Below are 12,590 nucleotides of genomic sequence, written 5' to 3' on the forward strand. Positions count from 1 at the left end.
TCCTGCAAGAAAACTCATGATTCCTACGCTCACCCCTTTGATTCCCCTAAAGGGGAAAACTCCAACGCACTGTGCGGAAGCAACTTCCCCTTTAGGGGACTGAGGGGTGTGGGTGGGCTAACAAAAATTTTAGCAGTTTTCTTGCCAACACTAATTACTAAAAACATTTAATGCATATATATTCTGCACCAAATCATTGATTCTGATATCATGAATCTCCATGTTATTTAAAGGAATAACCTGATCGATTGCCCCATTGATATAAGTTTTCAATTCATTATCCGAATATCGGATCATTAAGCTTATATTCTTGTATGGAGCCACATCCCACCAAATACCACCTGTCGATCTTGGTTTTAATTTCCACACATCGGAATTTCCAAGAACATTAGTACTTAAATAAAGGTTCTGATCCTGCAATTTCACATAGGGTTTCATTGAATTTTTATCAATCCCATACGAAAAACTTGCATTACTAAGAATATCGCCAAAAAAGTTTGATGTATCCAGGGTTGCTTCCAACTGAATCGTAAATTTATGTAAGGTTTCAAAGGAAAACTTTCTTTCTACTTCATCTTTCTGAACATCATCATAATGTAATACAACAGCACCGTTGCTACTGATTTCTCTTTTCACATCATAATCGGCACGTATACTGGTACAAAAAGCAAGCGGACGTACATTACTTACAATCCAATCGTAATAATTACCATACATCCAACTCAATTTTAAAGGGGAGTTTCCTCTTTTTGAAACTATATAAGGTCGAACGTTATTTAACTCCGAGTCCTTAGTAATTGTATCGGTTAAACTTACTTCCCCAGCATTGTCCAATACATATCTTACTATTTCGTAAACCTTACCGTGTTTACCATTTACCGGAACCGAACAATATACTTCATTTAATTTTTGATCATCAATAGCCATTCCTCCACTGTAGCATTTTTCAATATTTGGCGATTGATGAAAATGTCCACCTGCATTTGACAAAAAAGTTTTTTGCCAGCTTTGGCCACTCCATTTTGCATAGTAATAATCATGCAAAGATTTATCTTCGTTAATGGTTACCATGGCTATAGCCGGATTTTCGTTTTCATCAAGAACAACCTGCCACAACCAATTTCGCATGCTGCCGGCATCAACAACTGCATCCGGAAATGATTGCTGATAATCAGGAGTAGCGGCAACATGATACAATTCTTCTCCTATTTTTGATAATACTTTGCCTTTGATATCTTTTAGCTCTAAAGTATTAACATCGATATAATTATAATACAAATAGTTTGGCATAGTAGGATCGGGATGCCCGGTTGTATAGGCCATTACAATTTTATCCTTTCCGTTTGATGCATATTTGGCATAAGGACGGGAAGCGGTTGACTGAACCATTTGATATGGCCCCCATACACAGCTTGTTTTATCATCGGATGAAGGAATGGTAAATTTTGCTATGGTAGGATGCCAGCTAATACCCCGCCAACAGATATAAAAATGCGATGGATCATCGGATAAAATAAATGGCGATGGGTAGGTGGTATTATACTTAGTCGGAATTTTCATCTCTTGTCCTAAAGAAGTGATATCACCTGCTTTAGTCGAAATTCTATAATAAAAACAGGGCTCATCAGTATGCCTGGAATAGAATATCATTACCCTGTTATCCGGTAAAATTAAAAAGGTTGGGTTATTATGGTCATCAGGCTGAAAATAAGATCTAATCAAAACTTCCTGTGATTTGCCTGAATTAAAATCGTGTTGTGTAGCTTTAATATTGCCATGAATATCAATATATCCAATATACGATTTGTTAATGCTCCCATCTTCATTTTGATGATGAATAGCTCTTGGATCAGCAAACCAACACCAGGCTCCCTGATTGGTAACTTCGTAAGGTGTTACTTCAGTTTTTTGAGTTTGTTGTTGATTGGTGCAATTCATAAAAGTTGCTGCCAATAAAAACAGACAACTTATTAATTGTATGTGATGAATACTCTTGGATTGACTCTTCACTTTTTTTTGATTTAGTTTCTTAATTCTTGATTTTCCAAGCTTTCGCTGCGCTACGCACCGGGCTATTATATATCAGGCCATCAGCCATTGCTACCGCGCGTGTCCTCACGCGTGGAGATTCTCTCAACCACACGTGGAGACACGTGCGGCAGCTGTGTTCCTTTTACCTTGTCACCCTTAACCCTTCTACCTTTTCACCCATTGCTACCGCGCGTGTCCTCACGCGTGGAGATTCTCACAACCACACGTGGGGACACGTGCGGCAGCAGTGTGCTCTATGCTCCTTTTCCCTGTTCCCTTAACCCTTCTACCTTTTCACCTCACTCTGATAAAGGCTCTATCCCCTTCAAAGTTGGTGTTACCTGGATAATACTTCCATCTTCGTTAAACTCTAACTTATCAATACAAACCTCTCTGTTAAAGCCTGCCGGACGTCCCATTTCAATTCCTTTTGGAAGCGTAAACCTGTGATATACCATATACCATTCGTCTTTTCCCGGCACCTGGATAGTGGAGTTGTGCCCTGTTGCATAAATTCCGTCTTCTGGTTTCTTTTCAATTACAATATTATTTTCAGGGATGTTAAGCTTGCCCAATGGTGATGTAGCTGTGGCACACCTTACACGGTAATTAGGGCTACGGGTATCGTCCTCACTCCACATAAAATAATAAATGCCATTACGATAAATCACATGAGTTCCTTCGCGGAAGGTGTTTCCCGGATTAAATACAGTTAACGTATTCTCTTTTATAGAAACCATATCCTCATTCAACTCAGCACCTACCATAAAACCATTTCCCCAATACAAATAAAACTTACCTGTTTTTGGATCCTGGAAAACATCCGGGTCAATAATCTGTCCTCGGGTTATACCTTTAGGTTTTTTATCAATTAAAGCCTTTCCACTATCAACAAACGGACCTGCAGGATCATCAGCAACAGCAACACCAACAGTTTGAGCAGCTGTATAATAATAATAGTATTTATAAGCTCCATTCACTTCTTTTTCAATGATGCAAGGTGCCCATGCATTTCTGTCGGCCCAGCTAACGTCTTTCAGCAGATCCAGAATTACACCTTCATCAGTCCAGGTTACTAAATCCTCTGACGAAAATGTCTTAAAATAAGTACCCGACCAGTTATTAAATCCATCGCTGGTTGGATACATATAGTATTTCTTGTTTTTATGAGAGTAGATAATATCCGGATCGGCATAAAACCCTTCTAATACCGGATTATGATCCTCCGAAACTTCAACTGCATATTTCACAGGATCTTTTCCTTCAATGGTAAAAGTATATTCAACAGCCCCCTTTGAAAAATCCTGAATACCAGCAGGCTCAACAGTTATTGCTTCAAAGGCATTAAATTGCGGATCAAATTTTGAAATATCTGTTCCCACCTTTACAGGGATATGAATTTTACCAGATTCTCCATTAAAACTAATGTTTTGCTTTTTGACAAAGGCAGACTCCACCTTAACAAAATCATCTCCAATATTTCCCCACTTTGCCATTAAACGATTCAATTCTTTTTGAGTAATAGGCATAACGCATCCATGACGAGGGTGGAAATTCATGCTTATTTCATGATCCACCACTTCAAAATGCTTTAAGTCGGAGCTTTTTGTAAACTGATACTCTCCTTTTGTATAAACATCATACATTAAAATATACTCATCGCTATTATTCAGCTTAAAAGTACCTGAACCTTCTACCTTAAACTCTGAGCAATCAATACGATTTGTATGAGGCATTTTATACCCTTCTGTTAGTTTATCGGAAATGGCCAGTTTAATACCCGGTTCGCCGGTTTCTGATTTCATGAAAAAATAAAACTTACCATCCTTTTTTATAATATCCCCATCAATGCAGGCATTGTTTGTCGGACTGTAATACAATTGCTTAGGAGCCTCTTCCAAAGCAGTAAAATCCTCATTGGCATAAGCATAGTATATGATATCAGGATTTGCGCCCTGCTTCATGGAGAAGTATATCATATATTTTTTTGCCACATCATCGTAAATAGTTTGTGGTGCCCAAACCCTGTCAACATCACCAAAGGTATCAGGGAATGTTTCGGGAATATTGATAATGCTATGTTCCCAATTCATTAAATCGGTTGACTTCATCAAAATCATAGCAACATTATTCCACCCCTGGTCTGTAACATACAAATCGGTAATCACCATATAAAATGTTTTTCCATCTTCTGCCCTCAAGATATGAGGATCCCGGACACCGCCAGAAGAACTAATGCTTTTGGAATCAATAATGGCCTCATTATTATTTAAAGCGATGTAGTTATATCCATCGGTACTTACCGCATAATGAATTGATTCTTCACCAGGACCATTGCCCACAAAATATGTAAACAAATAAGCCGAGTAATTATTCTGATCGCATGAACAACCTGGTAATAAGATTGCTAAAAATGCAAATACCATTGCCACCGTTGATAGTAAATAAGTTTTCTTCATATTTTTAGTTTCTATGTTTCAGAATATAGTTCTAATATCTTTTGTTTTGACTCTCAACCACACGTGGGGACACGTGCGGTAGCGTTTGGGTCAAGTTTCTGTTTTCTAATAATTGCTTTTTGTGTTGCTTTTCTTCTTTTCACCAACGAAAGAGCGTTATTTCACTTCGAGTACATAAACCATCTGAGGTTCAAAATTAGCAGTTCCTTCTGCATCTACCTGTTCCACCCTTTGTACAAATATCTGCAGCAGTCCTTTGTCTTTCCACAATTCAGTATCAAAAGAAGGTTCCCATGATCCCACTGTAAAATCAGTTAAATCTGATATTTTACATTTTCCGGAATCCTTCAATTCTGCTATAGAAACTTTAGCCCCACGCTCTTCATCACGGAATATTAAATAATATATATTTCCTTTTTTTGTGGATTTAGCTACTATTTGGGGACGGGAAATCGGGATTCGTTTTGTTCCTCCCCCAGAAAGGGAAAACGCCTGTTTTCTAAATCCTAAATCTTTTACAATCCACTTTCCATCAACCAAACTGATGATGTGATATTGTGGAATATCAGAACCTTGTTCTCTCCAATAACTCGCTATCACTGGCTCCCCTGCATCATTTGTTGTCATAGAGGTTTGGTTAATCAACTCACTCTTTTGAGGGATTTTTGCAGCATATTCAGCACTAGCGGCATTGATTGGCAAATGATATTGCTCTCCTTTTGAATTTTCCCAGCTAACACCTCCGTCTTTTGAACGTGCGTAACACATATCATGGTTAGTTGACACATCCCAGGTTTCGCGCCATACCCAGGAAACATGAATGACGCCCTTATTATCTAAACAAGCCTGCCAGTATGCATTCCTTTTACCCTCACCATCAATCAGGTTACTCTGTATCTGACTCCATTTTTGAGTTTTAATATCGTATTTGTTCATTACTAAGTTGCCCTTACCCGACTGTCCATCGCGAAACATAAAAACAAGGTTTCCATCAGGCATTTTAAAAAATTGCGGATAGGTAACATTGCTTTCATTCTGACCAGTCATTTCAGTTTTAGGTCCAAGTTCCAATGAATAAGGGGCAATGCTCCTGGCATATCGAAGCGGATGCCCGTGATGATCCCATGACACATGTATATAACCATCCCCATCAAGCATAATACTGATACAGTTGTGGGCATCTTTTACATTTCCATCGTATTTTGATTCGTTAATAAGGAAAGAATCACCATTAATATGACGTTTACCCAGTGCAAGTTTACCTTCAGTTGTATAAAAGGCAACAATTTGGGTATCGGACCGGGTAACCAACGAGTTTTGTCGGAACACAACTGCATTTACCGAATTATTTGACCAGCCTTTGGATACCGGAATCAATTTTTGAGCACAAGCAGTAGTTATAAATATGGTAAGTAATAATATGGATAAAAGAAACTTATTGTTCATTTCATATTCTTTTATAGTTAACTATTTTAAGCAAAAAAAATTTAATGAACCTGTATAATTGATTCAGGGTCATTAAATTTCCATGCTTTTTAATATAAATTTATCGTAATTAAAACCATTGCTCACATTATAATTCTAAAGTTAATGTTTTTAATAACCTGAGTTCGACATAAAATTTTGTCTTCAAGCCATACAGACTTTGCTAATCAGTACAAACATCAAGAAACAAAAAAATGCATTACTCTCTAAAAATATGCTTTAGAGAATAATGCAGTACACAATTATTTTTCAAGAAACTTCACCATTTCTGTAGCTGCCAATAAAAAGGCACCTACACCAAAATTAGAAGTAGAGTTTTCATCAACAGTTTGCCCCGGGATTGCTCTTTCGCCAATAGGCTGAACATAGCCTATTTTCCCATTCTCTTGCAATGCCACTGTTGTTAAATACGTCCATGCTTTATCAACAACAGTTGTATATTCTTCTTTAGCTAATAATCCATTGTTCATTCCCCAAAGGTACCCGTAAGTAAAAAATGCGGTTCCGCTTGTTTCCGGTCCGGGAGCATGTTCCGGATCCATCATACTGCGGGTCCAGTAGCCTTCTTTTTGCTGAATATTTTTTAATGTAACAGCCATTTTCTTATATATCTCAACAAATTCTGCTTTGTGGGCATAGTCATCCGGGAAATCCTGAATGATTTTTGCCAATCCGGCAAATACCCATCCATCTCCCCTTGCCCAAAAGTCTTTTTTACCATTTACAGACTTGTGTTTTGGATAAACATATTTGGCATCCCTGTAAAACAAACCAGTTTCCTGATCATACATAATGCTTTGAGCATACTTAAAGTACTCATACAATTTAGTAAGGTACAGATCATTTCCGGTTACTTTATACAATTTTGTCATTACAGGCATCACCATATACAAACCATCTGCCCACCACCAATAATCATTTGCATCCGTACTCATTTCATATTCCATCACTTCGATGGCACGGGCTATTTTTGCAGAATCTTTAACTTCATCCAGGTTAAAAAGATCAACATAAGTTTGAAAACAAATTTGCCAATCGCCAAACAGCACATGGTTATCGTTTTCACCATAGTGGTATTTCCAGGTTGCTTTATCATCAGACTTAGCACCTTTCCACTCATTTTTTATAGCCCAGGCTTCTGAATATGCTTTATACTTTTCATTTTTAGTAATAGCATAAGCTGCCATATTTCCTGTATGATAAGCAGCATTGTCCCAAAAAGCCCTTCCGTGTTCAGGATTTGTACTCTGCCAATAATCGTTTACTTTATTAATGGTTGAAATAACATCCTGTTTGTTTATCGCAGATAAGCATAATGTATTGTCTTTACTCTTTTTACCGGCTGGTGCACAGGCAACAAACAATAATATATGCAACCCAATCGCTATGTTTTTAAAATTCATCTTCTCCTTGGTTTATCGTTTCAAATAAATAAACTTTTGTGCTATTAAACAAAACCTTATTATCTAATTTTACTTTACAGGACTGATTATAAACCCATAAGCATAAGACTTGTCTAACAACAAATATTGCTTATGAGGATAACGGCCCCAGCTATCATCACCACCCAAACCACGTTGTTTCAGGTCAACATTTAAATACACCTGATGACGGTGGGTGATATTGCCTGGATGCATTTGTTTTTTAGTTAATCCTGCATCAATATCCTCTGAAGGATTATGAGCTACTTTAACACTTAAAGGTTGCATACCTTCAATTTTAACCCCAACACCTGCTTTATTGGTTAATGTAAGCCATCTAACATCTGTTTTATTTCCATTTTCCTGAGGTCGGATATAATCCACCTGTTGATCGGCTACTGAGCTTGAATAAATTCCTAAAAAGCTTGCAGTATTTCTGTCAGAATAGTTTTCCCATGGCCCACGACCATAATATTCAAACTGGTTGAAATCATTATTTAAACGCATCTGCATTCCAAAGCGAGGAATTTCAGGCAACCCGTCTCTTCCTGCCTCCCATTTTGCCTCAACTTTTGTTTTTCCATCTGCATAAATGGTGTAAACAATGGTATAGTCGCTTGTAACATCATTCAACCACAGCTTACTCGTTACAATCACTTTTCCGTCTTCTTTGGCAACATCAACAGATTTTACATTTCTGTTATTACCAGCATTACGCCAGATATTTAGTTTTGATGGCATCCCATTACCATAATCGTTATCTATCGGAGCTCTCCAGAAATCCGGTTCAGGACCTCCATTTAACAAGTTTTGTCCATCAACTTTATAAGACGATAATATTCCACTCCACTTATCTATTCTAACTTCCACGTTGCCTGCGGTAACGTAAATACGGTTGTCTTTATCCACCACACTTACACTTCCATCAGATACAGTTTTATCAACGAAATAATTATTGCCTTCCAGAATAAACTGCTCACGTGCAATTTCAAATCCGGCTGGTACAAACTCGGTCTTATTTATAGTATATGCATACACATCAACAGTATACTCTTCGCCATCCTGAACTGATATTTTTGGCAATGCAAGTTTGATTGTTTTAGTTAAACCTCCGGCTAACGCTACTTTAAAAGGTTCTTCTGTAACAACAACACCATTCTTTTTTAATACCCATTTAAAAGAGTAGTTTTTCAGATTATTATAAAGAAATATATTTTTAATGGTTAAAGCCCCTGTTGCTATATCATCAGAAGAAAACAATATATCCTGATATACTTTTTTCACTTCTTTTAGTCCGGGGTGAGGAATACGATCAGCAGAAACCACACCATTGGCACAGAAGTTTTCGTCGTGAGTATATTTATATCCTCCTATGTCACCGCCATAAGCAAAGTAGTCTCTTCCTGAATCATCAGTAGCCTTTAAGCCCTGATCTACCCAGTCCCATATAAATCCTCCCTGCATTTGTTTACTTGAATTGATGATATCGAAATACTCCTGAAAGTTACCATTACTATTACCCATGGCATGAGAGTATTCGCACATGATAAACGGACGTTTCACATCAGTACGTTGAGCATACTTTTGCATCGATTCAATGCCCGGGTACATAGGGCAAACAATATCTGTATTCCTGTTTTCGCCTGATTGTTCAAACTGAACCATCCGTGTAGGATCAACCTCTTTTAACCAATCATAAATATCATAAAAAACAGGACCGTTACCACACTCATTTCCCATACTCCAGATAATAACAGATGGGTGGTTTTTATCCCGTTCAAACAAACGTTCTACACGGTCTTTATGCGCTGGTGCCCATTCAGGCCTATAAGCTGTATGTTTGCCCTTATCAAACCAGGCTTGCCATTCAGCACCCATATCGTGCGCTTCAATATTGGCCTCATCTACAAGAAACAACCCATGCTCATCACACAATTGGTACCATAAGGGATTTTGAGGATAATGACTCATGCGAACTGCATTAATATTATGCTGTTTCATCAGCTCAATATCTTTCAGCATGGTTTCTTTATCAATAACATGGCCTGTTACCGCATTGTGCTCATGCAAATTAACCCCACGAACCAAAACCGGTTTTCCATTGACCATTAACTGAGCATCTTTTATTTCCACGGTTCTGAATCCGATTTTACAAGATGTTGCCTCAACCAGTTTACCTTGTTCATCATTTAAAGTTAACAACAGCGTATACAAAGCAGGTGTTTCATTACTCCACTTTAATGGCTTTTTAACCTCTGCAGTAATGTTTATTTTTTCTTCACTGTTACCATTAAGCTTTACTGCTGCATTCTTTTCTAAGATTTTTTTCCCGTTTTTATCCTGAAGCATGATATTTACATTAGCCACCTTGCTGTCTGCAATTTTATTGGCCACATCAATATCCACATCCAGCATTCCGTTCAGGTACTTGCTATCCAACCCTGCTTTTGCAAAAAAATCAGCTATCCTGATTTGGTTTGTACTATACAAATAGATCCCTCTGTCGAAACCTGACAATCTCCAGAAATCCTGGTCTTCCAGATATGACCCGTCACTCCAGCGATAAGCTTCAACAGAAACTTTGTTTTCGCCGGCTTTTACATAAGCTGTAATATCAAATTCGGTTGGGCTCTTGGTATTTTGGCTATATCCTACTTTTTGACCATTAATCCATACGTACATGGCAGCTGCACCACTTTCGAAATGAATATAAACCCTTCGGTTACTCCAGTTTTCAGGCAGGGTAAAACTGCGTTTATAACTACCAACCGGATTATGGCTATGATCGATAAATGGCGGATTTTTAGGGTAAGGGTATTTGATATTGGTATATATTGGAGTTCCATAACCGTTTAATTCCCAATTTCCGGGAACCGGCATTTCTCCCCAACCCGAAACATCATAATCATCTGCATAAAAATCTTTTGGCCTGTCCGCTGGCTTATAAACCCAATTAAACTTCCATGTTCCGTTTAACGACAGATACCATTCCGATTCATTATAATTGTTTTTTAAAGCTGCCTCTTTACTTTGATAAGGCATAAAAGTAGCCCTGGTTTTTTCTTTATTAATTCCAAAAATCTGAGGATTTTCCCAATCAGGTACATTATCCTGACCATAAATGGTCCCACACAATACTAAAACCAGTAATAACAACGCTCTTTGCATGATAATGATGCTTTTAAAATTTATATAATTATTTTAAATATTTTTCCTAACAATCTTCAATCTGTTTTTGACTGATACCAATTGTTCAACCACAATTTTACAAGGTGTAAAGATTGAATATTATTTATTCAATTAGTTGCAATTTTTATTCAATTAATAGTAGTTTTTTAAAAAACACAAGTGTAAATACATACAAAAAGCCATCAAAACAACACCAACCTAACTATCTATACTTAAGGGAGATTAACACTTTAACCTCCCTTAAAAATTATATAAATTACCTTTGTCAGTACTTGCTTTCAATAAAATTTTATTCGTAGCCTGGGTTTTGTACCCATTCAACATCTTTATTTAATTGAATTTCACTTAATGGAATTGGAAGTAATAAAATATGATCATCCAATCCGGTAATAGCTCCATGTATAGTAACATCAGTATTTAATTGTGCACGTTCCACCAATGTACCTGTACGCATAAGAGTCATACGGCGGTTTTCTTCGGCAAACAACTCACGAGCTCTTTCATCCAGTATAAAGTCAAGATCAATATCTGATGCATTCACCACTCCTAACGAGCTGTTTCCACTCTCTTCTCTTGCTGATTTAAATGCACGATCCCTTAATACATTAATATCATCGGCAGCACCAGAGGTTTTTCCCTGACCTAAACGAGCTTCAGCACGAAGCAAATAAGTTTCTCCCAAACGCATCATTGGGAAATCCTTGATACAGGTCCATCCCCAGGTATCATCAGGATCAAATGAATCCCACTTTCTTGTGTAAGGGAACATTGAAGAAATTGAGTCACCTTTTGCACGTACTACAGGATCACCTGTTTGCACTGTCATTGTAGAAACAGCTTCCTCAGAATCTGCTGCTACACGAAATCCTTCAGCATCAATACCTATTGTTGCAGAATAATCCGGAGCGTTATAATAGAAATTGCGAGTGATATTATTTTCTGAATTACGAATATCACCTGTTTCATATAATTGGTACTTCACCCAATTACTGGTAACCATACGACCGTTACCACGACCACCGTAATTTGTGATATGTTGATTCTCTTCAGCACTCCAAACAGCATATGCCATTCCAGGAACCGTATGATATCCAGGAACCCAAACCCTACGATGTTGAGGAGCATTGGTAAATCCACCGGATACATTTTTTCTGTACTCTAATTCAAAAGTCCAGATTGCTTCAGTATTTCCCTGAGAACGACGTTGGTTTCCATATTTAAACATATCACTATAGTAATCACCTTCTTTACCAAGTAAAACACCATAGCGATCTTGAATAAGAGAAAAGTCTCCACTTTCAATAATACTTGTTAATACCGTTTCTGCCTTTGCAGGTTCTCCAATACGCAAATAAACTTCACCTAAACACTGCATAGCCATATGTTTATTGGCTCTACTTTCTGAAACTGCATCATCAATACCTGGAAGATTAGCTGCTGCAAATTCCAGATCTTCCACTATTTGGGCATTCACTTCAGACACTGGCGTTCGCACATAATCGGTACGCGCCGTAGAGGTTGCTTCAGTTAAAAGAGGCACATCACCATAAAGAGTGGCTAAGTGATTATACATATATGCCCTAAAGAACTTAGCTTCACCCATTTTAGCTGGATCTCCATCTTCACCAATAGCAGCAAGTGCATTATTGGCATTATTAATCACAAGATAACACTGTGACCACATATAACTAACTGCTCCATTTTCAGGAGTTAATTCATCATATTTAAAAAATGGAATTTCTACTCCTTCAACTCCTCCAGGAGAGAAAACATCTGTTCCAACCTGCCAACAGCTTAACCATCCCTGACGACCACTATAAGTCCAAAGTTGGCCAAATCTATAATGCAGACCTTTCAACAAAGCTTCAACACCATCATCATCATTTAATGTTTCTGCAGCATAGGATGAATACGGTGTTTCATCCAAAAAATCTTCACTACAAGATATTGTAGTTAAAGTTATTATCAGTATATATAATAGTTTTTTCATTTTCAATACATTTAG

General features: G+C 37.5%; 6 protein-coding genes. All 6 read right to left on the minus strand.

Translation table 11 applies throughout. The annotated features are described in order from the left end of the window. Positions 1–150 precede the first annotated feature (150 nt). Positions 151–2,010 (minus strand): BNR repeat-containing protein, encoded by a 1,860-nt coding sequence (locus OM074_RS06750; RefSeq protein WP_301198690.1) that lies wholly within the window; start codon positions 2,008–2,010, stop codon positions 151–153. A gap of 320 nt (positions 2,011–2,330) precedes the next feature. Continuing rightward, the gene (locus OM074_RS06755; RefSeq protein ID WP_301198691.1) at positions 2,331–4,490 is read right to left on the minus strand and encodes a glycoside hydrolase family 43 protein; all 2,160 of its coding nucleotides are present in this window, start codon (positions 4,488–4,490) and stop codon (positions 2,331–2,333) included. Positions 4,491–4,646: 156 nt separating this feature from the next. Continuing rightward, a complete protein-coding gene (locus OM074_RS06760) occupies positions 4,647–5,936 on the minus strand; it encodes a BNR repeat-containing protein (RefSeq protein ID WP_301198692.1) in 1,290 nt (429 codons plus the stop codon). 281 nt (positions 5,937–6,217) lie between these two features. Next, positions 6,218–7,378 carry a glycoside hydrolase family 88/105 protein gene (locus tag OM074_RS06765; protein ID WP_301198693.1) on the minus strand — a complete coding sequence of 387 codons (1,161 nt, stop codon included), beginning with the start codon at positions 7,376–7,378 and terminating at the stop codon, positions 6,218–6,220. A gap of 69 nt (positions 7,379–7,447) precedes the next feature. Then, positions 7,448–10,564, minus strand: coding sequence for a beta-galactosidase, LacZ type (gene lacZ / locus OM074_RS06770; RefSeq protein WP_301198694.1), 3,117 nt, complete (start codon positions 10,562–10,564; stop codon positions 7,448–7,450). A 310-nt stretch (positions 10,565–10,874) separates the two neighbouring features. Beyond that, positions 10,875–12,575 carry a RagB/SusD family nutrient uptake outer membrane protein gene (locus OM074_RS06775; RefSeq protein WP_301198695.1) on the minus strand — a complete coding sequence of 567 codons (1,701 nt, stop codon included), beginning with the start codon at positions 12,573–12,575 and terminating at the stop codon, positions 10,875–10,877. Positions 12,576–12,590 lie beyond the last annotated feature (15 nt).

This window comes from Plebeiibacterium marinum, from assembly GCF_026013615.1.
Taxonomy (GTDB): Bacteria; Bacteroidota; Bacteroidia; order Bacteroidales; family Marinilabiliaceae; genus Saccharicrinis; species Saccharicrinis marinus_A.

Excerpts from the sequence above, each read along its gene's own strand:
- OM074_RS06755 (WP_301198691.1), bottom strand. The coding sequence starts at position 4,490 with ATGAAGAAAACTTATTTACTATCAACGGTGGCAATGGTATTTGCATTT.
- OM074_RS06760 (WP_301198692.1), bottom strand. The coding sequence starts at position 5,936 with ATGAACAATAAGTTTCTTTTATCCATATTATTACTTACCATATTTATA.
- OM074_RS06765 (WP_301198693.1), bottom strand. The coding sequence starts at position 7,378 with ATGAATTTTAAAAACATAGCGATTGGGTTGCATATATTATTGTTTGTT.
- lacZ (WP_301198694.1), bottom strand. The coding sequence starts at position 10,564 with ATGCAAAGAGCGTTGTTATTACTGGTTTTAGTATTGTGTGGGACCATT.
- OM074_RS06775 (WP_301198695.1), bottom strand. The coding sequence starts at position 12,575 with ATGAAAAAACTATTATATATACTGATAATAACTTTAACTACAATATCT.